Origin of the sequence: Aeromonas sp. FDAARGOS 1414 (assembly GCF_019047065.1) — a bacterium.
Classification (GTDB): Bacteria; Pseudomonadota; Gammaproteobacteria; order Enterobacterales; family Aeromonadaceae; genus Aeromonas; species Aeromonas veronii_A.
Genome location: NZ_CP077210.1, coordinates 1,142,725 through 1,165,862, shown reverse-complemented (window position 1 = coordinate 1,165,862; position 23,138 = coordinate 1,142,725). Strand labels below are relative to the sequence as shown.

Sequence of the window (23,138 nt, the reverse complement as noted above, 5' to 3'; positions counted from 1 at the left end):
TATGACAGTGACCGATGCAATGGTTCCCAAATCGCTATCGGATGATCCGGAGCAAGGCGCTGAGTTTGGTGATGACAGAGTTCAATGCGGAGACTCCGATTTCACATGCGGACTCTCTATCACTAATACCATTCACTCACACGAATACGGTGGGAATGGTGAACCAACGGGAGGGATATCGACTACCCCGCATTTTGAAGTAGCCAAACGCTATGCCTTGGGAAATGGAAGGTTTGCCAACGGCCATGTCATCCGAATGTCCATCCCAGAATTAAAGAAAGCTGGCGTAACCATCTATCGAGTCAATGATTGTCTTGATACCCCCTCAGTCCCTTCGGATGACGAACATTGGCTCTATTTCAAAGGCGCGTTTCCTCAAAGCACCATTGTGGAAACGATCCACGTCTACTCAGAAGCGCCTTCCGAACCTGAGTTGAAAGACTGAAATTTGTCATTAATTCAATTAATGTCTAATTGCATTTGGAGGTTATGTGCTGGCGGAGCTCGGCTATCTCTCACTGTTGCTGGCGGCGGCACTCTCCTTGCTGCAGGGCACCCTGCCCTGGCTGGGATTACGGCTCGCCTCCCCGACTCTGCTGCGCAGCGCAGCACCGCTGGCGCTGATCAATGCCGTCCTGCTATTGGCCTCCCTGCTGCTGCTCGCCAGCTGCTTTGCCCAAGATGATTTCACCGTCAGCTATGTGGCCCAGCACGCCAACAGTGCCCTGCCCCTGGGCTTCAAGCTGGCGGCGGTATGGGGGGGCCACGAGGGCTCCATGCTCTTTTTCGTCTTTGCGTTGGGGCTGTGGGGCGCTCTGGTGGCCCTTTGCTCCAAGCGGGTCGATCCGCTTATTACAACCCGGGTATTGGCCATCATGGGGCTGATCGTCGGGCTGTTCGGCCTCTATACCCTGATCTTCTCCAGCCCGTTTGACCGCCAGTTCCCGGGGCCGCTGGAGGGGCGCGATCTCAACCCCATGCTGCAGGATATCGGCCTCATCATCCACCCGCCCCTGCTCTATCTCGGTTACGTCGGCTTTGCGGTCAACTTCGCCTTCGCCATGGCGGCGCTGCTCTCGGGGCGGCTCGATGGCGCCGTGGCTCACTGGAGCCGCCCCTGGGCGCTCGGCTCCTGGGTCTTTCTCACCGCCGGCATCGTGCTGGGTTCCTGGTGGGCTTATTACGAGCTCGGCTGGGGTGGCTGGTGGTTCTGGGATCCGGTAGAAAATGCCTCCCTCTTGCCCTGGCTGCTCGGCACCGCCCTGCTGCACGCCCTGATTGTCTGCGAGAAGCGCGGTGCTTACGGCCATGCCGTGCTGCTGCTCTCCATCTTTACCTTTGCCCTTAGCCTGCTCGGCACCTTCGTGGTGCGCTCCGGGGTACTCACCTCGGTGCACGCCTTTGCGGTGGACCCCAGCCGCGGCCTCACCCTCTTGTTGCTGCTCGGTTTGCTATTGACCTGCGCACTCACCCTGTTTGCCCTGCGCGCAGACATTCACGCCCCCTATGCCCGCTTTGGTTTGCTGTCAAAGGAGGGGCTGCTCGGCGCCGCCATCCTGCTGCTCTGCGTGGCCTGCGCCAGCGTGCTACTCGGCACCTTCTACCCCATGGTGTTCCAGTCGCTCCATCTGGGCTCGCTGTCGGTGGGCGCCCCCTATTTCAATACCATCTTCGTGCCGCTGGCCCTTTGCCTGATGGTGCTGATGACCCAACTGCCGCGCCTGCGCTGGCAGCTGCTTGTCGCAGGTTCCCGACTCAACACTTTGTTGCCGCCACTGTTTGGCCTGCTTGGTGGCGGGCTGCTTAGCCTTGCCTATCTGGAACAGGGATCGTTTTCCGCTAGCTGGAGCGGTATCCTCGCCAATATGGTGAGCCTCTGGCTGATGGCCAGCCTGTTGCTCCCGCTCTTGCAACTGACGTCGCGGCGTGAGCTCACCCTCAATCGGTTCGGCAGCCTGCTGGCCCACCTCGGGGTGGCGGTGTGCGCCCTCGGCATCGCGCAGGTGAGTCACCACAGTCAGGAAGGGGGCACAGTGCTTGGTGCCAACCAACCCTACCAGCTCGGCGCGTTCGAGTTTCGCTATGAGAGGCGCGAGCCGGTGATCGGCCCCAACTATACCGCCGAGCGGCTCACGCTTAGCGTGCACAAGAACGGTAAAGAGGTGGCGCGGCTGACGCCTGAGCGGCGCCTCTACAGCGTGCGCACCATGAACATGAACGAACCCGGCATCGCGTGGGGAATGTTCGGCGATCTCTACGTGGTGCTGGGTGAGAAGATGGGGCCAGATGCCTATGCCATGCGGCTGCACTACAAGCCGCTGGTACGCTGGATCTGGTTCGGCGGCCTGTTGATGATGGCGGGCGGCACCCTGCGCCTGCTCGCCCGTCGCCTCTTGCTTGCCTCCCGTTCCGTTGCGGTTAGCGCCTCCCATCCCCGGCTCGAACAGGAGGCGTTATGAGATCCCGCCTGCGCCTCTTTCTTCCCTTGCTGCTGACCCTGAGCCTCGGCGCCCTGCTTTGGCTCGGCCTTAGCAACAATCCCTACAGCCAGGATGAGGCGACGCTCGGGCGTACCCTACCTGCGTGGCAAAGCGACAATCTGCTGGGTGGGAGTCAGATCCAGACCGCCAGCCTCAAGGGCGAGCCCTTTGTCCTTAACGTCTGGGCCAGCTGGTGCACCAACTGCCGCGCCGAACATCCGCTGCTCAGCGAGCTCGCGGGTACCGTGCCCCTCTACGGTCTCAACTATCGCGACAAAGGGGATGCGGCCCGCGCCTGGCTTATCCAGGCGGGCAACCCCTATCGCGCCGTACTGGCCGACCCTGACGGCAAACTGGCTCTTGAGCTCGGCGTCTACGGCACGCCAGAGACCTATCTGTTTGATGCCGATGGTGCCCTGCTCGCCCGCCATACCGGCGAGCTTACCAAAGGGATCTGGCAACGTCAGTTTGCCCCCCTGCTCGACCAGGCGCGAACTGACGCGCAAATGAAGGCCGCTGCAACGGCACACGCAATTGCGCCATCTATTGCAACATCAGCTCGGGAGACACAGCCATGATGTGCCGCTCTCTTGCCTGCACCCTGCTGGCCCTCGGCATGCTGCTGAGTGCAACTGCATATTCCAGCGGGGTCGACACCTATGAGTTTCGCCACCCCGAGCGGCAGACCCGCGCTCAGGATCTGGCCCGCGCCCTGCGCTGCCCTCAGTGCCAGAACCAGAACCTGGTGGAGTCCAACTCCCCTATCGCCCGGGATCTGCGGCTCGAGGTCTACCGCTGGGTGGACGAGGGGCAGTCTGATGAGCAGGTGATTGCCCGCATGACAGAGCGCTTCGGCGATTTCGTGCGCTACGATCCCCCCTTCAAGGCCAGCACAGCGCTGCTATGGGGCGGACCCCTGCTACTGTTGGGGCTGGCGCTGTTGACCCTGTTTCGCCGCCTGACACGTACAAAGGCGCAACCCATCCCTGCCGTTAAGGCCATCGTTGAGGCCCCCCCTCAACCCGCCGCCGATCCGCGCAGTGAATTGAATTTGCTGATCATGCACGGGGAGCAGGCAGGCCTCTCCCCCGACCAACCACTCTACAGGGAGCTGAGCGCCGCCCGCCTGGCCAACGCCATCCCGGCGGCTGAGCTGGCCCTGCGCGCGCAACTGGCCAGCCAGCATGACAATCGCGGCCGCAATCATCGGCACGGGCGGGCCCTGTTGCTGCTTGGCCTCCTGGCCATCGCGGCTGTTGCCGCTGTGTATCTGAGCACCGGCCGCTATCAGGCGTGGCAGGCTTATCAGTCGCGCCCCGATCCGCTGGCGGGATTGAGCCCGCGGGATCTGCAGGACAAGGAGCTGGGAAGTCTGCATCAGAAGCTTCAGCGCAATCCTGCCGATCTCGACAGCTGGGCGGCGCTCGGTCAGCTCTATCTCTATCGGGACGAGTACGACAACGCCCTGCTCGCCTACCAGCGTCTCGCCCTGCAAGAAGGGGGCGCCAGCGCTGCGACTCAAGCCGCGCAGGCTACCGTGCTCTACTATCAGGCGGGCCAGCAGCTGACTCCCGAGGCAACCCGCCTACTGGAGAGCGCCCTCACGCAGGATGGGGGGGAAGTGAGCGCCCTGATGCTGCTCGCCTCCGATCACTTTCTGCATGGTCGCTACCGTCAGGCCATTGCGCTATGGCAGCAACTGCTCGATGAAGAGCGACCCCGCATCAACCGGGCCGCACTGATCGAGGCAATTCAGACCGCGCGAATGATGGGTGGCTAGCCCGGCAGATCCGTTGCATCTTTTCAGGACGTTAGCGCCTTCTTCTTCCTGCCAAGCACTGCGCAATGCCAATCAATGCAAAACACCCCCATGCGGGGGTGTTTTGTTATTGGGCCACCTTGGCAGGTTTATCTCGACACCCGCTTAAGGTCGTTCGCCAGCGGCCAGACGGCGGTTGATATCGGCAACGACCGGGGCGATATCCGCCAGAGTGTCGATGACGTAATGAGCACCCGCCGCCCGCAGTTTGGCCTCGGCCGGTGCGCGCCGGGCGGCGATCTCCGGCTCGCTCATGGCGACAAACTCGTCCCAGGTGGCGCCAAATTCGTTGCCGGAAACCGACAATCCCACCGTCCACATGCCCGCGTTAAGCCCTTCGCTGATACCCGGCACGGCGTCATCCACCTTGATGCAGCGATGCACGGCGCTCACTCCGAGCTCAATCACGTTGGCCAGCGCCATCCAGGGGCCGGGGCGACCACCTGCCTTGAGATCGTCAGTGGCGACCCAGTGATCCGGGCGATAGCCGTGAGCGGCCGCCGCAGGCACCAGCGCCTCCATCACCGGACGGGGATAACCGGAGCAGGAGCCGATGCGCAGTCCCTGTTCCCGCAGAGCATCCAGCACCGGCAACACGCCGGGGATGGGGGCGGCAAAGCGGGTCACGGCGGCAATCTGCAGCGGCATAAAGGTGTGATAAATGTGGTCCACCTCGGCGTGGCTCATAGGATGGCCGAAGCGGGCCTGCCAACGCGCATCCAACGAGGGCAGACGGCCCAGCGCGGCGATATGATCCCACTTGCCAAGGCCCATGGGCTGGCGCGCCTCATCCAGGGTCACGGGAAAGTCATAGGCGCGGGCGAAGGCCTCGACGAAGATGGAGGTGGGGGCGAAGGAGCCAAAATCGACGACGGTACCAGCCCAATCGAGGATCAGCGCCTCCACGTCGGTGGTCGGGTCTACAGCAATCTGCAAGTCAGTCATGGTGGTGTTCCTGTTTCGGTGAAAGTGCGATCTCGCCAAGGGCGCGATCGAGAATGGTGATGGCGCGCACCAGATCGGCGCGGGCGATATTGAGCGGCGGCGAGAGCTGGATGACATTGCCCTGAGAGACCTTGAAGCTGAGCCCCAGTTCCAGACAGCGGTAGAGCAGCCGCTCGGCGGCCTGGCTATTGCGGGCACGACTCTGGTGATCGACCACCAGATCGAGCGCCCAGAGCATACCGATACCGCGTACTTGTCCTATCAGCGGGTGACGCTCGGCCAACTTGCCGAGCTCGGCCGCCATAAAGCGGCCATCCTCCTGCGCTTTTGCCAGCAATCCCTCTTCACGGATGGTAGCGATGGTCGCGAGCGCCGCCGCGCAGCCGATGGGGCTCTTCTCGTGGGTGTAGTGACCGAGCGAAATAGCTGCCGCCTGATTGAAACGGTCGCGGGTGATGAGCGCCGCAAACGGCACCACCCCGCCCCCCAACCCCTTGCCCAGACAGATGATGTCGGGTTCGATGCCGAACTCTTCAAAGCTGAACCAGTGGCCAGTGCGCCCCAGGGCATTGGGGATCTCGTCGACGATCAACAGCACCTTGTGGCGATCGCAGATCTCCCGCACCCGCTGCCAGTAGGCCTTCGAGGGCACCTGCACATCGGTGTTGCGGATAGGTTCGGCGATAAAGGCGCCGATGCCTCCCTCCTTCTCGATGACGTACTCCAGATAATCGGCGTAGTGCAGGTCATCCCCCTCCCCGCGATACCAGACACCGCGATAACGGGTGGGCGGCGGGATGCGCTCCACGCCGGCCATCAAGGGGCCCATACCAGCGCGAAAACAGGCCTCGCCGCCGACCGAGATGGCATCGAGGGAGGCGCCGTGAAAGGCATCCCACAGGGACACCACCTTGCTGTTGCCGGTGATGAAACGGGCGAGCTTCAGGGCAATCCCCACCACCTCGCTGCCGCCGGGGGCGAACAGCACCCGGTTGAGATCGCCCGGGGCCAGCTCGGCCAGGGTGCGGGCGCAGTCGATGGCAACCTGATGGGTGTAGCGGCGGGGCGCGAACGGCAGATCGGCGAGTTGCTGCTGCACCGCGGCCACCACCCTGGGGTGACCGTGACCCAGCTGATGAACGCTGTTGCCGTGAAAATCGAGGTAACGCTTGCCCGATACGCTGGTCAACCAGCTCCCCTGCGCCCCCTCGATCAAATCCAGACAGGGGGTGGAGAGTGCCTGATGGAGAAAGTAGCGGCTATCCTCCACCAATCCGGCCTGTACATCTTCGCTCTGGCCCGCCCACCAGCGCGCCCGCCCCTCGCCGAGGTTGATATCCCCTTCGCTGTCGGCGCGGCCACTGCCGTGCAGCTTATGGTCATACAAATCGCGACCACGCAGATCACGACCCTGAGCCAGCATGCTGGTCATCGCGCGTCCCCTTGCCAGTAGCAGGCGCTGGCCATGGCGGCGAGCAGATCGCGCACCCGCTCAGGGGTCACGTCGCCGATATTGCCGATACGGAAGCAATCGGCTTGGGAGACCTTGCCCGGATAGATAACAAAGCCCTGCGCCTTGAGCCGCTGGTAGAAATCGGCGAAGCGGTAGTCAGGGTGGGCCGGAGAGTAGAAGGCGGTGATGATGGGGGATTGCCACTGTTCTGGCAGCAGCGGCGCAAAGCCAAGCGCAGCCATCCCCGCCACCAGCGTACGCTGATTTTCACTGTAGCGCTGATGACGGGCTTCAATGCCCCCCTCCTCGTCCAGCTCACGCAGGGCCTGGGAAAAGGCAAGCACAGTATGGGTGGGCGAGGTAAAGCGCCACTTGCCCCCCTGCTGCTCCATGGTCTGCCACTGGGCGTGCAGGTCGAGGGAGACCGAGCGGGCGCGACCGGCGCAGGCCACCAGCGCGGCGCGGCGAGCGATGACGAAGCCAAAGCCCGGCACCCCCTGAATGCACTTGTTGGCCGAGCTGATGAGAAACTCGATGCCAAGGTGTCCCATGTCGATGGGTATACCGCCAAAGCTGCTCATGGCATCGACGATCAGGCGGATGCCGCGGCGCTGGCAGAGCGCAGCCACCTCATCGAGCGGATTGAGCATGCCGGTGGTGGTCTCGCAATGTACCATGGCCAAATGGGTGATCTCGGGGTGGCGCGCCAGCATCGCCTCGATGGCGGCGGGTTCGGGGCGGGTGGTCTCACCGCAATCGAGCTCATGGTGACGCAGGCCAAGACAACGGGCCATCTCCCCCATGCGGGCACCGTAGGCGCCGTTGTTGATGATCAGCAGACACTCATCGACGCCTATCGCCGAGCCCAGTACGCTCTCCACCACATAGCTGCCACTGCCCTGCAGCAAGACGGCGCTGTAGTCACTTTCATATTCAGGGCCGGTGGCGAGGCGCACCAGCTCGCGGCGGATGGGCTCCACCACGCCTTGGTTGTAGTCCGCATCCCAGGTACAGCTGTCTTGCAGCATGGCGGCGCGCACCGTGGCGGTGGTCGAGAGGGGGCCCGGGGTCAGCAGCAGGTAATCGACGGCGGCGGGGGCCGCAGGAATATGGATCATGATTTCGCTCCTATTGGTATATACCAGAATGAGCGCATTGTGGGTAACTCCCCCGCCAAGGTCAAAGGGGTGGCGCTACGTGCAACAAAAAATTCATTTTCAGCGCAGGGATCGCGATAATCTAGGAAGCCTGAACAACAGGGGCGATTCTGGTATCTACCAACGCATGTTGATGTTGCCGTGAAACGACCGGGCAGATGACCTGTCCTGTGCCCAGCCCATTGCCCAACTCATTGCATAACCAGGGATTTTCATGAGCAAACCGCAATATCTGCAGATCAAGGATGCCCTCGCCAACCAGATCTTGGCAGGGGGTCTGGCCCCCAACGACAAGCTCCCCTCCGAGCGGCTGCTGGGGGAACTCTATGGCACAACAAGAGTCACCATCCGCGAGGCGCTGGTGCAGCTGGAGGCGAACGGCCTTATCTATCGGGAGGATCGCCGCGGCTGGTTCGTCACCCCGCCGCGCTTTCGCTTGAACCCCAGACGCACCTCCAACTTTCACCAGATAGTGCGGGAGCAAGGAGGAGAACCGCACACCGAGCTGCTGGAGAAAAGCCGCCAGGCGGTGCCGCCCGCGTTGATGGCGCAACTGCAGCTCAAGCCGTTTGACAGCCTCTTTTTGCTCAAGCGACTGCGCTACGCCAACGGGCGCGCCATCTGCTACTGCGAGAACCACTGCCTGCCCGAGCGGGTGCCCGGCCTGCTGGCGCTGGATCTCAACGGCAGCCTGACCGAGATCTACCAAGCCCATTACGATCTCCACTACGCCCGCATGCAGGTGCGCTTTTTCCCCACCGCCCTGCCGGACGAAGTGGCCAAGGCGCTGGGGGCCACCGCTGGCCTACCCGCCCTGCGCCTCGAGCGGCTCAACTTCGATCAGCACGGACGGGTGCTCGACTTCGATCTGGAGTACTGGCGTCACGACAGTCTGGAGATCGAGGTGGATACCCAGGATTAGTCACGGATAAATCAGGAACGGCAAAACGTCACGGGGCTGTCACGGTCACGTCATAAAGATCCCCTAGCCTCTCTCTCGACCAATCTGGTTTATACCAAACCAATTTAACTGGAGAAGAGGATGAAACAGGGAACCCATCTGCTGGCCGCCGCCGTGCTGGCTGCCATGACCGCCCCGGCACTGGCCGCGACCGATCTCACCGTCTACACCGCCTTCGAACCGGAGCAGCTCAACGAGCTGAAAACCGCGTTCGAACGCCAGCATCCGGACATCAACATCAAGTGGGTGCGTGACTCCACCGGCGTTGTCACCGCCCGCTTGCTGGCAGAAAAAGCCCAGCCCAAAGCGGATGTGGTATGGGGACTGGCCGCCACCAGCCTGATGCAGCTCGATCAGCAGCAGATGCTCAATGCCTATGCACCGAAAGGACTGGAGAAGCTCGACAGCCGCTTTCGCGACAGCAAGGCCGAGCCGCACTGGATCGGTCTGGACGCCTTCTTCAGCGCCATCTGCTTCAACAAGGTAGAGGCGGAGAAACAGGGGATCCCGGCCCCCACCAGCTGGGCCGACCTCACCAAGCCCATCTACAAGGGCAAGGTGATCATGCCCAACCCCAGCTCCTCCGGCACCGGTTACCTGAGCGTTGCTGGCTGGCTGCAGACCATGGGCGAGCAGCAGGGCTGGCAATTCATGAACGGCCTGCACCAGAACATCGACCGTTACACCCACTCGGGCTCCGCCCCCTGCAAGCTGGCCGCCAGCGGCGAGACGGTGATCGGGATCTCCTTCGACTTCCCGGCCACCAGCCTCAAGGCCAAGGGTGCCCCCATCGAGGTGGTGTTCCCGAAAGAGGGGTCAGGTTGGGATATGGAAGCTGCCGCCATCATCAAAGGCACCCCCAAGCTGGATGCCGCCAAACAGCTGCTCGACTTTGCCGCCACCGAACAGGCCAACGCCCTCTACAACAAATCGTTCGCCGTGGTCGCCATCCCCGATGTGGCCCAACCGAGAGCGGGCTATCCGGCGGATATCAAAGGCCAGATGATCGACAACGACTTTAGCTGGGCAGCCCGCGAGCGTAACGCCATCCTGGCCCAGTGGAGCGCCAGCTTCGACGGCAAGACCGAAGCCAAACAGTAAGCGTGAAGGGCGGCGATTTGTTCACGCCAGACACACCGCTGCCAATAAACTGCCAGTCGAAGGCCAACAGCTGTTGGCCTTCGCTTTTTGGTTTTAACTTCCCGAGTTTGCATTGCCTTCAATTAGCGATGCTTAGTCCATTCGCACAGTGCCCAGCCACTTGTTGGCGACCCGATCTCATTTGACTGTCATCAAGCTGTCATCCCCCGATCACCTGACCGTCACACTTCACCCGCAAACTGGTATATACCAAATCAGTAGCGAGTCGAACCATGACCCAGCCCTATCTGGACATTCAACATCTCAACAAGCAGTTCGGTGCTTTTCAGGCCCTTAAAGGGATCTCTCTGACCATTGAGCCGGGGGAGTTTATCTGCTTTCTCGGCCCCTCCGGCTGCGGCAAAACCACCCTGCTCAGAGCCATCGCCGGGCTGGATCTGCCGGACAGCGGCGAGATCTGGCAAGGGGGTCGCAATATCTCTCGCCTGCCGCCCCAGGAGCGCGATTTTGGCATCGTGTTTCAGTCCTACGCCCTCTTCCCCAACCTGACGGTGGCCCAGAACATCGCCTTCGGGCTTGAGAATCAGGGGCTGGCGCGGGATCTCATCAAGGAGCGGGTGGACCACTGGCTGGGGCTGGTGGATCTCACTGCCCAGTCCCACAAATACCCGAGCCAGATCTCAGGCGGCCAGCAGCAGCGGGTGGCGCTGGCCCGGGCCTTGGCCCTCTCCCCCGGCCTACTGCTGCTGGACGAACCGCTCAGCGCCCTGGATGCGCTGGTGCGCACCCATCTTCGTAGCGAGATCCGCGCCCTGCAGCAGCGCCTTGGCATCACCACCATCATGGTGACCCACGATCAGGAAGAGGCGCTGACCATGGCCGATCGCATCGTGGTGATGGAGGGCGGCCGCATCGTACAGGTGGGCACTCCGCAGGAGATCTACCACCAGCCATCCAGCCGTTTCGTGGCAAGCTTTGTAGGCACCATGAACTTCCTCGAGACCCTGGTGCTGAGCCCCACTCAGGTGCGCCTCAACGAACAACCGCTGACACTTGCCAACCAGGCCTCTGCCGGCAGCAAATTGCAGGTGGCGATCCGCCCCGAGGCGATCACCCTGAGTGCGCCGAGCGAGCCGTATCTTGGCCAACATGGCGTTGAAGCAACCATCGATCAGGTGGAGTTTCTCGGCGCTGCCCAGCGTCTTATCTGCACCGCCGACACCTATCTGGGCCCGCAGCAGATCCTGGTGGAGCGCCCGACCCACGAGCTACCCCGCCACGAACAGGGTGGCTGGCGCAGCGGCATGCGCTGCTCGCTGCACTGGCCTGCCGGGGCGATGCAGCTGTTTGAAGGAGATCGCCCATGACAGCCCCCTTCGCGACCTCCTCCCTGCTGCCACCAGTGACAGCCCGCCAAGACTCTCGCTGGCAGCGGCTCTGTCGCGGCTGGAGCCGGGATCAGCTGTTGCAACTGTTCCTGCTTGCGCTCGGCATCGCCCTGCTCACCGGCGGCTTGCTGCTGCCGCTGCTCACCATGTTGCAAAAGAGCCTGCAGGATGAGAACGGCCTCTGGGTGGGCCTTGCCAACTTCAGCGCCTACTTCGACTCACCTCATCTGGGGCGCACCATCGGCAACACCCTCTGGCTAGGGGTGCTGATCACCGCGCTGGTGGTGACCATCGCCTTTGGCTACGCCTATGCCCTCACCCGCACCTGTATGCCGGGCAAGCCCCTGTTTCGCCTCATCGGTTTGATCCCGCTGTTGATGCCCTCCCTGCTGCCCGCCATCAGTCTGGTCTACTGGTTTGGCAATCAGGGGATCGCCAAGGGGCTGCTCGGCGGCGAGAGCATCTACGGCCCCATCGGCATCGTCATTGGTCTGGGCTTCTGGTGCTTCCCCCACGCCCTGATGATCCTTATCACTGCGCTCGGCCAGAGCGATGCCCGCCTCTATGAAGCCTCCCGGGTGCTCGGCAGCAGCGGCTGGCGCACCTTTGTCACCGTCACCCTGCCTACCGCCCGTTATGGCCTGCTCAGCGCCGCCATCGCCGTCTTCACCCTCACCATCTGTGACTTCGGGGTAGCCAAGGTGATTGGCGGCCAGTACAGCGTGCTGGCTACCGACATCTACCGGCAGGTGATCGGGATGCAGAACTTCTCGCTGGGCGCCGTTGCCAGCGTCACTCTGCTGCTGCCGGCGCTCTTGAGCTTTGCGCTGGAGCACAGAGTGCGCAGCAAGATGCAGGAGCAGAGCAGCACCAAGGCGGTGCCCTATCAACCCAAACCCCATCGGCTGCGGGATCTGCTGGCGCTCGGTTGGTGCACGCTCTGGGCCCTGCTGTTTCTGGCACTGGTCGGGATGGCGGTTTACGGCTCCCTGGTGCAGTTCTGGCCCTACAACCTCGGGCTGACGCTCGATCACTACGCCTTTGACAGCAATAGCGTCTATGGCTGGCAGCCCTTTACCAACACCTTGCAGTTGGGCCTCTATACCGCGCTTATCGGTACCGTGCTGGTGATGGTGCTGGCCTGGGCGCAGGAGAAGGGACGCCACTTCCCATGGCTTCGCCAGTTGCTGCATCTGCTCGCCATGCTGTCGCTGGCGGTACCCGGCATGGTGCTGGGGCTCGGCTACATCTTCTTTTTCAACGGCAATCCACTCTTTGGCAGCCTCTATGGCACTCTGCCGCTGATGGTGCTCTCCTGCGTCATCCACTACTACACGGTGGGTCATATGACGGCGCTGACCAGCCTCAAGCAACTGCCCAAGGAGCTGGAGCTGGTGGCCATCTCATTGCGCATTCCGCTCTGGAAGGCGTTCTGGCGAGTCACCCTGCCCGCCTCCCTACCGGCGCTGCTGGAGATCTTCATCTATCTGTTCGTCAACGCCATGACCACCACCTCGGCGGTGATCTTCCTCTACTCGAGCGACAGCGTGCTCGCCTCCATCGCCGTGCTCAATATGGAGGATTCCGGCGACACCGCAGCAGCAGCCGCCATGGCCACCCTGATCCTGCTGGCCGCCGCCACCGTCAAGCTGCTCCAGCTCTTTTTGAGCCGCGCCCTGCTGGATCGCACCCAGCGCTGGCGCCACCAATAACCTTATCGAGGAGTCATCATGTCCACTATCCCCTTCTGGCTGGCCGAGGCGCTCGCCGCCGAACAGCCCGCGCCGCCCACGCCCCTAGTCGGCAACCACGAGGTCGATGTCTGCATCGTCGGCGGCGGCTTTACCGGGCTGTGGAGCGCCATTGCCCTTAAACAGGCCGAGCCCCACCTGCACGTCATAGTGCTGGAAAAAGATCGCTGCGGCAGCGGCGCCTCCGGGCGCAACGGCGGCTGTTTGCTCACCTGGTCGGCCAAATACCTGACCTTAAAGCGCCTCTTTGGCGAGCGGCAGGCCGCCTGGCTGGTGCAAAGATCCGAGCAGGCGGTGCACGAGATCGCCCGCTTCTGCGAAACGCACAACATAGAGGCACAGCTGAGGGTCGAGGGCACCTGCTACACCGCTACCAGCGAGGCGCAGCGCGGCCTGATGGAGCCGGTATTGCGGGAGCTACAGCGAGCCAACCTTAACCAGTGGCAGGCGATTGAAGAGGGTGAACTGGCGAGCCAGAGCGGCTCCCACGTTCATCTGGAGGGGCTCTATAGCCCCCACGCCGGTTCGGTACAACCGGCGCTCTTGGTGCGCGGCCTGCTGCGGGTGGCGCGGGAACTGGGGGTCGAGGTTTATGAGCACTCCCCCATGCAGCGCCTCGAAGCGGGTCAGCCGGCGCGGGTGCAAACGCCGCAGGGGGAGGTGCGCGCCCGCAAAGTGGTGCTGGCCCTCAACAGCGCCATGGTGCAGCACTTTCGCGAGTTTCGCCGCAGTATCGTGCTGGTCTCCTCCGATATGGTGATAACCGACCCCGCGCCGGATGCACTGGCCGCCCAGCAGCTTGCGCACGGCCGCTCCGTGGTGGATGGCCGCACCTTTGTCCATTACTACCGCTCCACCCCGCAAGGGCGGCTGATGCTGGGCAAGGGGGGCAACACCTTCGCCTTTGCCAACCGCCATCTGGCCGAGTTCGATGCGCCGAGCCGTTATCTTGCCCCCCTCACCCGCACCCTGCGCCGCTTCTTTCCGGCACTCAAAGAGGTGCCCATCGCCGCCAGCTGGTGCGGCGCCTCCGACCGCTCGGTAGATGGCCTCCCCTTCTTCGGCCACTGGCGAGGGCAGCCCAATATCGTCTATGGCCTCGGCTACTCTGGCAACGGAGTGGCTCAGAGCTGGATGGGTGGCCAGATCCTGGCGGCCTTGGTGAGAGACGAGGTGAGGGAGGAGGACAAACCGTGGCGTGACTGCGCTCTGGTAAGCGGCCCGCGCGGCTATTTTCCGCCCGAGCCATTTCGCTGGCTGGGCGCCATGGCGGTACGCAATGCCATCCGGCGCAAGGAGCGGGCGGAAGATGAGAACCGCCCGGTGGCCTGGTATGACAAACAGCTGGCCAAACTTGCCGATGCCGCTGGCAAGGCAGACAAGTAAGCGCGCTGACGCCAATCCCGCACGGTTCAGCCCCGTCTGACTGCAACAAGCAAAGCGCCGACCCGCACACCTTGCGGCGCCTGTTATGGCGCCGCCTTTGCCTGTACTTCCGTGCCAATAAGCAGGGCTGGCCTTGCCTGCCACACCCGTGCCGGGTCGGACTCGGCAATAGCGGCGGCGATCAGCTGCTCGCTCCAGCGACGATGCAGCAACCACATCCTCTGGCCCGCCTCCCCATCACCACGGGTGCACTGCTTGGTCACATCGGCGGTGCGATAGAAGTAGCGCACCAGACTCGTGAGCTCAGCCTCCGGCCAGCGGCAGCCAAAGTCGCGCAGCAGGGATGACCAGAAGTCAATCTGGCGCCGCTCGTGCTCCTGCTCGACCACGTGCAGTTCGGGGATGAGATCCATGGCGTGCCACAAGGCACCATAGCCGACAAAGCGACGCTCAAGCTCTTCAAGTGCAAGATCCAGCAGCACCAGCACGTGCGGCCAACTGGTCGCCTGGGTTCGGATCTGCTCTTGTGCCTCACAGACAGCTGCCAGCCACCCCATAGCGAGACGGCAAATGATCGCCTCCTTGTTGGGATAGAGGTGGTAGAGCGATTTGATCCCGACACCGGCCCGATCAGCAATGGCATTGGTGTTGAGGGCGGCAAAACCTCGCTCCTGCAGCAACAGCAGGGTGGCCTGTTCAATGCGACTCGCCACCTCCTGACTGCGCTGCTGCCGGGGCTGACGCCGCATATGCAGGGCGGCAGGCACTCGTTGTTCTGACATCTTCTCTCCTTCGAACCACTGAGGTCCCCTCTTTGCCCGGGTCACGACCGGTAGTGGCTCATTGACATCCATGAGACAAGGTAAACAAAAAGTTAAATAAATGCAGTAATTACTGGATTTTTTCAGAATAGCTGCAATAAACATATCTGCTCAGATCTGCAGTAATTACTGCATTTAACCCAAGGAGAGCAGTGCAATGGATAGCAAACATACCTCAACCCGATTTGGCATCACCCTCCTGTTGGCCGCAGGCCTGCTCGGTGGCTGCCGAAGTGACACCAATGATACGAATGGGGCAACGACCCTCTATCTCAACGGCAAGATCCACACCCAGGATGGGCAGCGTCAGGTAGCCGAGGCCATGATGGTCAGTGACGGCCAGTTTATCTATGTGGGCAACCAGGAGGGGGCCGAAGCGCTCAAGCACCCCACCACCCGGGTGGTGGATCTGCAAGGCCGAATGGTACTGCCCGGCCTGCATGACAACCATATCCATCTGCTCGGTACGGTGGCGCTGGACATGTGCGATCTCGATGGCAAACCCGTCACTCTGGATCAGCTGGCCGCCAAGATCAGCACATGCCTGCCCCGCTATGCGGCCAAACCGGGGGAGTGGCTGGTAGTCAACCAGTGGTCTCCCTACGAGGGCAATACGGCAACCGCCAGCCATGCCACCCTGCTGGCAGCCCTCGATGCCGCCGCCCCCGACAATCCGGTGGTGCTGGCCGGGGTCGATGGCCATGCCAGTGCCTACAACTCCCGCGCCCTTGCCATGGCGCAGGATAACGACGGCAACACAATCGGCTTCAATGGAACTACGCTGGCCCCCGGCGGGGTCTTCGAGCCCTTTATCCCCTATGTCGACCTGACCAGCGGAGTGGTGCGTGACACGGCCCGCAGCGCCATTCCAGTGCCCGATAGCGGCGTTCTGAGCGCCAGTGATGAGCAGGCAGCCAGCCAATACGACCAGATCCTGCCCGCCATTGCCGAGCTGATGGCCTCTCGCGGTATCACCAGCATTCAGGATGCCTGCGCCACCGACTTTATCCGCCAGCGACTACTCACCATGCAGTCACGGGACCTGCTGCATATGCGTGTCACGGCCGCCACCTGCTTTAGCGATGATGATTATCAGGGCAAACTCGATATAGAGGGGCATCTTGCCAAGGCCAGCCAGGTGAGAGAATCCTTTGCCAACAACCCGCTGATCAAGGCCGATGCGGTCAAGATCTTCCTCGACGGTGTGCTGGAAGGGGATCCCTTCACAACCCCCCCCTTCCTGCCCAATGCCGGCATGCTGGCAAACTACCACACCCCCCATCTGGCCAGAGACCCGGCTACCGATGAAGTGACCATCACAGCCGACAGCGAGGAGTCCGGCAACAACGGGATCGTCAACTACCGGGAGGCCGACCTCACCCGCTATATAGGGGCGCTGGACAAGGCAGGCTTCAGCATCCATATGCACAGCATCGGTGATCGCACCACCCGCACGGCGCTGGATGCCCTCACCGCCGCCCGCGCCAGCAACGGTGATAGCGGCATTCCCCACACCCTGGCCCACCTGCAGGTGGTCCATCCCGATGATCAAAAACGGCTCGGCGAGCTTGGGCTCTACCTCACCTTTACCTATGCCTGGACCTCCCCCCAACTGGCCTACGACATGCTGGTTGCCTCCTTTATCCAGCCGACCCGGGTGGGCCAATCCCTGAGCGATGCCCTCTATGATCCCCTCGGCTATCTGCACGGAGCCCTCTACCCGGTCGAGAGTTCGCGCAAGGCGGGGGCCATACTGGTCGCAGGCAGCGATGCCCCGGTCGACAGCCGGGATCCCCGCCCCTTCGAAAATATGGCGACCGGGATCATCAAGGCTCCCCAAAGCGGCGATGATTATCGCGCCAGCCAGCGCATCACCCTTGACGAAATGCTGGCGGCCTACACAATCAATGGCGCCCGCGCGGTGCGCCAGCAGGCTATCAGCGGCTCGATCGAGGCGGGCAAATCGGCCGACTTTATCGTGCTGGATCGGGATCTCTACCAGCTGGTCGCCGCCGGCAAGCCGGAGCAGATCGCCGATACCCAGGTAGTCCAGACCGTCTTTCGCGGGCAAACCATCTTTAACCAGTAGGACTCTGGTAGTAAGACAAGTCATCAGCTGCGAACAGAATGATAATACCGACCCAAGGGTCGGTATTTTTATTGCGGAGTTTTTTCTTAAGAAGACTCCTAATATTGAGAGGTTCAACACTGGCAGTCCAAAATACTTGTGGCATACTACATGACCCCAAGCGTCTGGATATGTTTTACTGCTCGCATTGAGGGCTAAGTGCTGTAATGGAGTCACAGCGCATAAAATAATTAAATAGCACGGAGGCCTTTATGAAAGATAAAGAAAAAATAGCCGTATTTATTGATGCTGATAATGCACCCGCAGGTAAAATAGACATAGTTCTTTCAGAATTAGCTAGATACGGCGTTGTAAATATTAGAAAAGCATATGGTAACTGGAAAAACCCTAATCTTAAACCATGGGAAGATGTCCTACACGACTATGCCATACAACCAGTACAACAATTTGATTTAACAAAGGGTAAAAATGCGACAGACATGGCATTAGTCATTGATGTAATGGACGTAATATATACAAAGGATATTGACATAATATGCCTTGTATCATCGGATTGTGATTTTACACCTTTAGTTACCAGAACACTTGCTGATGGGAAATTTGTCATCGGATTTGGAGAACGGAAAGCACCATTACCATTCGTTAATAGTTGTTCTCGATTTCTATATCTGGATGCCGAGCCAGTGCTGGAGCTACCCATTCAAAAACAAAGTAAAAACATAAAGGGTGACACAAAACTCATCAATTTACTCCGGCAGGCAATAGATGCTATTGGCGAAGATGATGGCTGGGCTATGCTTGGTGAGATTGGCAACCACATTTCAAACCATGCTTCATTTGATCAACGAAACTACGGATTTAGAAAGCTGAGCGATCTATTCCAGTCCATCGATCTCTTCGAGATGAAAAAAACAAATGGTTCAGTTATTTGGGTTAGAGACAAAAGAAAAGCAAAACAACTGAATAAGTCCACTCCACCCTTACAATCCGTAGCAAGTAAAAACTAATCATAAGTCTCTAGGGTCGAAGAACGATACGAATCCTGACATACGAAAATATACTCCCTAATAAAAACAGTTAATACGTTAGTGTCATCGTTAGGGAGTTATGTGAAGTGATAACAGAAAGCCATTGTCTTGTTAAATAGGTTTATGATTAATGACAACATCCTTATTTTTTTAAATGATTAACGTGAAAGCACCAACCCCAAAAAAGTCTAGCGTTAGAATAAGAGATAATAATTCCGAACACGGCAATGCCCACCAGCTCCTGACAATACCCCATCAACTGTATATAGTTTGCAAATTTCCAGAGAAGACCACCCGTTCTCCTACTAAATGTCACTATTTCACATGTGTCAGCCAAAACAATATTGGTGCCGATAAGCAAAAATCCAGCGCCGACAAAAAAGACAAGCAGCACATGACCAACCACAAGTAACTGGGCGCGCTTATCTCCATCAGAAAAAATAAAATCCAAACCAGAACATAAGCAAAGATAACGGGATCAGGTTAAACGCAATGTCACCAATACTTTGGTAGATGAAGAATTATCAAAAATTGCTGCGTTGCCAACCACAACAAGCATCATGATAAACAGCAGAAAAAACCACCTCATTGTTTCCTCCAAGCACCGAGAGCGCGGCCATAAAAATGTTAGCACCTCATCGCCTCAACTTGTGACGTCAAATATCAAGTGCGCATTATTGCGCCAACAAAAGCGGAATAAATAAGGATGTGGTTAAGCCGTAAAACAGATTTATAGGCATATTTATGTGATGGCATGCCATACCATAATGGTCGTTTCCCAGTGACCGTGGGTTGATTTATGTATTGCGTTGAAGCCTTGCTCACGATAGAAGCCAACATTATGTGTTTCACACTGCAAGTAGAGTGTCGCAACACCACGGGAAACAGCCATATTCCTGGCAACATTCATCAATTTTTTAGCGATACCTTTTCTGCGGTGTACTGCTGAAACATAGATACCACCAATCCAGAACTCATATTCAGGGTGATTTTTATTTTCCTGAATTTTAATCTCCAATGTTCCAACCAGTTCTCTATCGTCATGCGCCACCAAGCTAAATGGGATATCTCTATTTAAAGCTGTGACTTCAACCTTTTTACGTACCATCTCTTTCGTAACGCCGGGCACATGAGAGGCCCATTCATCGAAATACCAGCCGACTATTGTCGATATATGATGCGGATGATCTGCAAGCAATGAAATTTCCATATATCCTTTTTCCCAAGGCAAAACATATTCTTTAATTCGCGAGAATAGATAATGATGTTCTATTATTAGGCATAAAAAGCCGCCCATCGGGCGGCACTTTTATTAGAGATAACGGGCTAACAGGAATTACCAGCCGGTCACTTCGCGCAGGGCCTTGCCGATATCGGCCAAGGAGCGGACGGTTTTCACGCCAGCATCTTCCAGCGCGGCAAACTTCTCGGCGGCAGTACCCTTGCCACCGGAGATGATGGCGCCAGCGTGGCCCATCCGCTTGCCGGGAGGGGCAGTAACACCGGCGATATAGGAGACCACCGGCTTGGTGACGTGGGCCTTGATATAGGCAGCCGCGTCCTCCTCGGCGTTGCCGCCGATCTCGCCGATCATCACGATCGCTTCGGTCTGCGGGTCGTTCTGGAACATTTCCAGAATGTCGATAAAGTTGGAACCCGGGATGGGGTCGCCACCGATACCGACGCAGGTGGACTGGCCAAAGCCCTCGTCAGTGGTCTGCTTGACCGCTTCGTAGGTCAGGGTGCCGGAGCGGGAGACGATACCCACCTTGCCCGGCTTGTGAATGTGGCCCGGCATGATGCCGATCTTGCACTCACCCGGAGTGATCACACCTGGGCAGTTGGGGCCGATCATCCGCACGCCGGTCTCTTGCAGCTTCACTTTGACGTCCAGCATATCCAGCGTCGGGATGCCTTCGGTGATGGTGACGATGAGCTTGATGCCCGCGTCGATCGCCTCTAGGATCGCGTCCTTGCAGAAAGGTGCCGGCACATAGATGACGGAGGCAGTAGCGCCGGTCGCTTCGACCGCGTCACGGACGGTGTTGAACACCGGCAGGCCCAGATGGGTGGTGCCGCCCTTACCCGGAGAGACGCCGCCCACCAGCTGGGTACCATAGGAGAGCGCCTGCTCGGAGTGGAAAGTACCCTGACCGCCGGTAAAGCCCTGGCAGATGACTCGGGTGTCCTTGTTGATCAGTACGCTCATCAGTTGGCCTCCGCTGCTTTGACGACTTGCTGCGCGGCATCGGTCAGACTCTTGGCCGCAATGATGTTGAGGCCGCTCTCGGCCAGCTTGATACCACCCAGCTCGGCGTTGTTGCCTTCCAGACGGACCACGACGGGCACCTTGACCCCCACTTCCTTGACCGCACCTATGATGCCTTCCGCGATCATGTCGCAGCGCACGATGCCGCCAAAGATGTTGACCAGCACCGCTTTGACGTTGCTGTCGGAGAGGATGATCTTGAACGCCTCGGTTACCCGTTCCTTGGTGGCGCCGCCGCCGACGTCAAGGAAGTTGGCCGGCTTGCCGCCGTGCAGGTTGACGATGTCCATGGTGCCCATGGCCAGACCCGCGCCGTTGACCATGCAGCCGATGTTGCCATCGAGGGCCACATAGTTGAGCTCCCACTGGGCGGCGTGCGCTTCGCGGGGGTCATCTTGTGACGGGTCGTGCATCTCGCGCAGCTTGGGCTGACGATACAGTGCGTTGGCGTCGATGTTGATCTTGCCATCCAGGCAGTGCAGGTTGCCCTGCGCGGTGATCACCAGCGGGTTGATCTCCAGCAGCGCGAAATCGCAATCCAGGAACATCTGGCCCAGACCCATGAAGATCTTGGTGAACTGTTTGATCTGATCGCCGACCAGACCCAGTTTGAAGGCCAGTTCGCGGGCCTGATAAGCCTGCGGACCCACCAGCGGATCGATAGCCGCCTTGTGGATCAGATGGGGGGTTTCGTGGGCAATCTTCTCGATATCCACGCCACCTTCAGTCGAGGCCATGAAGACCACGCGGCGCGAACCACGGTCAACCACGGCGCCCAGGTAGAGCTCTTTGGCGATGTCGGTGCAAGATTCCACCAGGATCTTGGTGACCGGCTGGCCGTTGGCATCGGTCTGGTAGGTCACCAGATTTTTGCCAAGCCAGTTCTGGGCAAAAGCACGGATCTCGTCCTTGCTCTTGGCCACTTTCACGCCGCCCGCTTTACCGCGGCCACCGGCGTGTACCTGGCATTTGACGACCCAGGTATTGCCGCCAATCTTGTCGGCCGCTTCGGCCGCTTCTTGTGGGGTAGCACAGGCATAACCTTCGGAGACCGGCAGGCCATACTCGGCAAACAGCTGTTTTGCCTGATATTCATGCAGATTCATAGATGCTCTATCCGTGTTGTAGGTATTTCCGTCCGGGGCTGGTGTTTCTCAATCCCCTGTGAAGGGGGCCTGGGCGGCCCCTCGTTATCTTTCAATCGCTCGGGTATTACTCAAACGTCCAGCAGCACATCCGGCTCGGGGCGCAAACCCCTTGCCCGGGTGCCACAGGCTTAGACGTCCAGCAACAGACGGGTCGGGTCTTCCAGCAGCTCCTTGACGGAGACCAGGAAGCCTACCGATTCGCGTCCGTCGATGAGACGGTGATCGTAGGAGAGCGCCAGATACATCATCGGCAGGATCTCGACCTTGCCGTCAACGGCCATCGGGCGATCCTGGATCTTGTGCATGCCCAGAATGGCGCTCTGGGGCGGGTTGATGATCGGGGTGGACATCAGGGAGCCGAACACGCCACCGTTGGTGATGGTGAAGTTGCCGCCAGTCAGTTCATCCACGGTCAGCTTGCCGTCACGGCCCTTGCCCGCCAGATCCTTGATGGCCTTCTCAATGTCCGCCAGGCTCATGTTGTCGCAGTCGCGCAGCACCGGCGTCACCAGACCACGGGGGGTAGAGACGGCGATGCTGACGTCGAAGTAGTTGTGATAAACCACGTCATCACCATCGAGCGCCGCGTTCACTTCCGGATAGCGCTTGAGGGACTCCACCACCGCCTTCACGTAGAAGGACATAAAGCCGAGCTTGATGCCGTGCTTCTTCTCGAAGATCTCGCCGTACTGCTTGCGCAGATCCATGATGGGCTTCATGTTGACCTCGTTGAAGGTGGTCAGCATGGCGGTGGTGTTTTTCGCTTCCAGCAGACGCTCGGCGATGCGCTTACGCAGACGGGTCATCGGTACCCGCTTCTCGCTGCGACCGGCCAGTGCGGCAACCGGAGCGACCGGAGCCGCAGCAACGGGAGCGGCGGCTGCAGGCTTGCTCAGGGCCTTGATGTAGGCTTCCACATCATCCTTGGTGATGCGACCGCCCTTGCCGGTGCCGGTCAGCTTGGCCACGTCGATGTCGTGCTCGCCAATCAGACGACGCACCGAGGGACTCAGGCCATCGGCGCCATCATCGGCCACCGCTTCGGCCGGCTTCTCCTTGGTCTCTTCACCGGCTACGGCAGCCGCCTTGATGGTGGCAATCAGCTGGCGGGAGAGGACGGTCGCCCCCTCTGCCTGCAGGATGTCGCCCAGCACGCCAGCTTGCGGTGCCGGTACTTCCAGCACCACCTTGTCGGTCTCGATGTCGACCAGCACTTCATCACGGGCAACCAGATCACCCGGCTTCTTGTGCCAGGTGGCAATGGTGGCATCCGCCACTGATTCCGGCAGATCCGGTACCTTGATCTCGATAGTCATCTAATCAGTTCCTTGTTACTTCTTGT

At 60.0% G+C, this 23,138-nt stretch carries 20 protein-coding genes; 11 read left to right on the top strand and 9 right to left on the bottom strand.

What is annotated here, in order from left to right:
• Window position 1 precedes the first annotated feature (1 nt).
• From I6L44_RS05210 to nrfF, 4 genes are read left to right on the top strand one after another with little or no spacing between them, the layout of a single operon-like run.
• Window positions 2–445, top strand: a complete 444-nt coding sequence (locus tag I6L44_RS05210; RefSeq protein ID WP_216953480.1) for a hypothetical protein — start codon at window positions 2–4, stop codon at window positions 443–445.
• Between the two features lie 46 nt (window positions 446–491).
• On the top strand, window positions 492–2,459 hold the full coding sequence (gene nrfE, locus I6L44_RS05205) for a heme lyase NrfEFG subunit NrfE (protein ID WP_103251171.1): 1,968 nt from the start codon (window positions 492–494) through the stop codon (window positions 2,457–2,459).
• Entirely contained in the window at window positions 2,456–3,058 is a 603-nt protein-coding gene (locus tag I6L44_RS05200) for a DsbE family thiol:disulfide interchange protein (protein WP_103251170.1), read from the top strand. The genes nrfE and I6L44_RS05200 overlap by 4 nt, the downstream gene beginning before the upstream one ends.
• A 38-nt stretch (window positions 3,059–3,096) precedes the next feature.
• Entirely contained in the window at window positions 3,097–4,260 is a 1,164-nt protein-coding gene (nrfF, locus tag I6L44_RS05195; RefSeq protein WP_254204285.1) for a heme lyase NrfEFG subunit NrfF, read from the top strand.
• Between the two features lie 144 nt (window positions 4,261–4,404).
• Here the strand turns inward: nrfF and phnX are convergent, their stop codons facing one another.
• From phnX to phnW, 3 genes are read right to left on the bottom strand one after another with little or no spacing between them, the layout of a single operon-like run.
• Window positions 4,405–5,244: a phosphonoacetaldehyde hydrolase gene (gene phnX / locus I6L44_RS05190; protein WP_216953478.1), complete on the bottom strand. Its 840-nt coding sequence runs from the start codon at window positions 5,242–5,244 to the stop codon at window positions 4,405–4,407.
• On the bottom strand, window positions 5,237–6,676 hold the full coding sequence (locus I6L44_RS05185; protein ID WP_216953477.1) for an aspartate aminotransferase family protein: 1,440 nt from the start codon (window positions 6,674–6,676) through the stop codon (window positions 5,237–5,239). The genes phnX and I6L44_RS05185 overlap by 8 nt, the downstream gene beginning before the upstream one ends.
• Entirely contained in the window at window positions 6,673–7,815 is a 1,143-nt protein-coding gene (gene phnW, locus I6L44_RS05180) for a 2-aminoethylphosphonate--pyruvate transaminase (protein WP_216953476.1), read from the bottom strand. Before phnW ends, I6L44_RS05185 begins: the two co-directional genes overlap by 4 nt.
• A gap of 253 nt (window positions 7,816–8,068) precedes the next feature.
• Here phnW and phnR point away from each other — a divergent pair, with 253 nt between their 5' ends.
• From phnR to I6L44_RS05155, 5 genes are all read left to right on the top strand, one after another.
• Window positions 8,069–8,776: a phosphonate utilization transcriptional regulator PhnR gene (gene phnR / locus I6L44_RS05175; protein WP_005352498.1), complete on the top strand. Its 708-nt coding sequence runs from the start codon at window positions 8,069–8,071 to the stop codon at window positions 8,774–8,776.
• A gap of 120 nt (window positions 8,777–8,896) precedes the next feature.
• On the top strand, window positions 8,897–9,916 hold the full coding sequence (locus tag I6L44_RS05170) for a putative 2-aminoethylphosphonate ABC transporter substrate-binding protein (RefSeq protein ID WP_139440599.1): 1,020 nt from the start codon (window positions 8,897–8,899) through the stop codon (window positions 9,914–9,916).
• 272 nt (window positions 9,917–10,188) lie between these two features.
• Window positions 10,189–11,283 (top strand): putative 2-aminoethylphosphonate ABC transporter ATP-binding protein, encoded by a 1,095-nt coding sequence (locus I6L44_RS05165; RefSeq protein WP_194496318.1) that lies wholly within the window; start codon window positions 10,189–10,191, stop codon window positions 11,281–11,283.
• Window positions 11,280–13,016: a putative 2-aminoethylphosphonate ABC transporter permease subunit gene (locus I6L44_RS05160; protein WP_216953475.1), complete on the top strand. Its 1,737-nt coding sequence runs from the start codon at window positions 11,280–11,282 to the stop codon at window positions 13,014–13,016. Before I6L44_RS05165 ends, I6L44_RS05160 begins: the two co-directional genes overlap by 4 nt.
• Window positions 13,017–13,034: 18 nt before the next feature.
• Window positions 13,035–14,441 (top strand): FAD-dependent oxidoreductase, encoded by a 1,407-nt coding sequence (locus I6L44_RS05155; RefSeq protein WP_216953474.1) that lies wholly within the window; start codon window positions 13,035–13,037, stop codon window positions 14,439–14,441.
• Between the two features lie 83 nt (window positions 14,442–14,524).
• On the opposite strand, the gene I6L44_RS05150 is transcribed toward I6L44_RS05155, so the two are convergent.
• Window positions 14,525–15,223, bottom strand: a complete 699-nt coding sequence (locus tag I6L44_RS05150; RefSeq protein ID WP_216953473.1) for a TetR/AcrR family transcriptional regulator — start codon at window positions 15,221–15,223, stop codon at window positions 14,525–14,527.
• 196 nt (window positions 15,224–15,419) lie between these two features.
• Between I6L44_RS05150 and I6L44_RS05145 the strand changes: the two genes are divergently transcribed.
• Entirely contained in the window at window positions 15,420–17,351 is a 1,932-nt protein-coding gene (locus I6L44_RS05145; protein WP_216953472.1) for an amidohydrolase, read from the top strand.
• A 251-nt stretch (window positions 17,352–17,602) separates the two neighbouring features.
• Entirely contained in the window at window positions 17,603–18,358 is a 756-nt protein-coding gene (locus I6L44_RS05140; protein ID WP_216953471.1) for an NYN domain-containing protein, read from the top strand.
• Window positions 18,359–18,521: 163 nt separating this feature from the next.
• On the opposite strand, the gene I6L44_RS05135 is transcribed toward I6L44_RS05140, so the two are convergent.
• The 5 genes from I6L44_RS05135 to odhB all read right to left on the bottom strand — a co-directional run bounded on the left by I6L44_RS05135 (window position 18,522) and on the right by odhB (window position 23,112).
• Window positions 18,522–18,830: a hypothetical protein gene (locus I6L44_RS05135; protein ID WP_216953470.1), complete on the bottom strand. Its 309-nt coding sequence runs from the start codon at window positions 18,828–18,830 to the stop codon at window positions 18,522–18,524.
• Between the two features lie 291 nt (window positions 18,831–19,121).
• Window positions 19,122–19,676 (bottom strand): GNAT family N-acetyltransferase, encoded by a 555-nt coding sequence (locus I6L44_RS05130; protein ID WP_216953469.1) that lies wholly within the window; start codon window positions 19,674–19,676, stop codon window positions 19,122–19,124.
• 39 nt (window positions 19,677–19,715) lie between these two features.
• Complete coding sequence (sucD, locus tag I6L44_RS05125; RefSeq protein WP_005333542.1) at window positions 19,716–20,588, bottom strand: succinate--CoA ligase subunit alpha; 873 nt, start codon at window positions 20,586–20,588, stop codon at window positions 19,716–19,718.
• Complete coding sequence (gene sucC / locus I6L44_RS05120; protein WP_005361097.1) at window positions 20,588–21,754, bottom strand: ADP-forming succinate--CoA ligase subunit beta; 1,167 nt, start codon at window positions 21,752–21,754, stop codon at window positions 20,588–20,590. The genes sucD and sucC overlap by 1 nt, the downstream gene beginning before the upstream one ends.
• A gap of 170 nt (window positions 21,755–21,924) precedes the next feature.
• Window positions 21,925–23,112: a 2-oxoglutarate dehydrogenase complex dihydrolipoyllysine-residue succinyltransferase gene (odhB, locus tag I6L44_RS05115; protein ID WP_041210302.1), complete on the bottom strand. Its 1,188-nt coding sequence runs from the start codon at window positions 23,110–23,112 to the stop codon at window positions 21,925–21,927.
• Window positions 23,113–23,138: the final 26 nt, after the last annotated feature.

Coding starts and splice junctions, on each gene's coding strand:
- I6L44_RS05130 (WP_216953469.1), bottom strand. CDS start 19,676: ATGGGCGGCTTTTTATGCCTAATAATAGAACATCATTATCTATTCTCG.
- I6L44_RS05200 (WP_103251170.1), top strand. CDS start 2,456: ATGAGATCCCGCCTGCGCCTCTTTCTTCCCTTGCTGCTGACCCTGAGC.
- phnR (WP_005352498.1), top strand. CDS start 8,069: ATGAGCAAACCGCAATATCTGCAGATCAAGGATGCCCTCGCCAACCAG.
- phnW (WP_216953476.1), bottom strand. CDS start 7,815: ATGATCCATATTCCTGCGGCCCCCGCCGCCGTCGATTACCTGCTGCTG.
- I6L44_RS05140 (WP_216953471.1), top strand. CDS start 17,603: ATGAAAGATAAAGAAAAAATAGCCGTATTTATTGATGCTGATAATGCA.
- odhB (WP_041210302.1), bottom strand. CDS start 23,112: ATGACTATCGAGATCAAGGTACCGGATCTGCCGGAATCAGTGGCGGAT.
- I6L44_RS05185 (WP_216953477.1), bottom strand. CDS start 6,676: ATGACCAGCATGCTGGCTCAGGGTCGTGATCTGCGTGGTCGCGATTTG.
- I6L44_RS05160 (WP_216953475.1), top strand. CDS start 11,280: ATGACAGCCCCCTTCGCGACCTCCTCCCTGCTGCCACCAGTGACAGCC.
- phnX (WP_216953478.1), bottom strand. CDS start 5,244: ATGACTGACTTGCAGATTGCTGTAGACCCGACCACCGACGTGGAGGCG.
- I6L44_RS05170 (WP_139440599.1), top strand. CDS start 8,897: ATGAAACAGGGAACCCATCTGCTGGCCGCCGCCGTGCTGGCTGCCATG.
- sucD (WP_005333542.1), bottom strand. CDS start 20,588: ATGAGCGTACTGATCAACAAGGACACCCGAGTCATCTGCCAGGGCTTT.
- I6L44_RS05150 (WP_216953473.1), bottom strand. CDS start 15,223: ATGTCAGAACAACGAGTGCCTGCCGCCCTGCATATGCGGCGTCAGCCC.
- I6L44_RS05165 (WP_194496318.1), top strand. CDS start 10,189: ATGACCCAGCCCTATCTGGACATTCAACATCTCAACAAGCAGTTCGGT.
- nrfF (WP_254204285.1), top strand. CDS start 3,097: ATGCTGCTGAGTGCAACTGCATATTCCAGCGGGGTCGACACCTATGAG.
- sucC (WP_005361097.1), bottom strand. CDS start 21,754: ATGAATCTGCATGAATATCAGGCAAAACAGCTGTTTGCCGAGTATGGC.
- I6L44_RS05210 (WP_216953480.1), top strand. CDS start 2: ATGACAGTGACCGATGCAATGGTTCCCAAATCGCTATCGGATGATCCG.
- I6L44_RS05155 (WP_216953474.1), top strand. CDS start 13,035: ATGTCCACTATCCCCTTCTGGCTGGCCGAGGCGCTCGCCGCCGAACAG.
- I6L44_RS05145 (WP_216953472.1), top strand. CDS start 15,420: ATGGATAGCAAACATACCTCAACCCGATTTGGCATCACCCTCCTGTTG.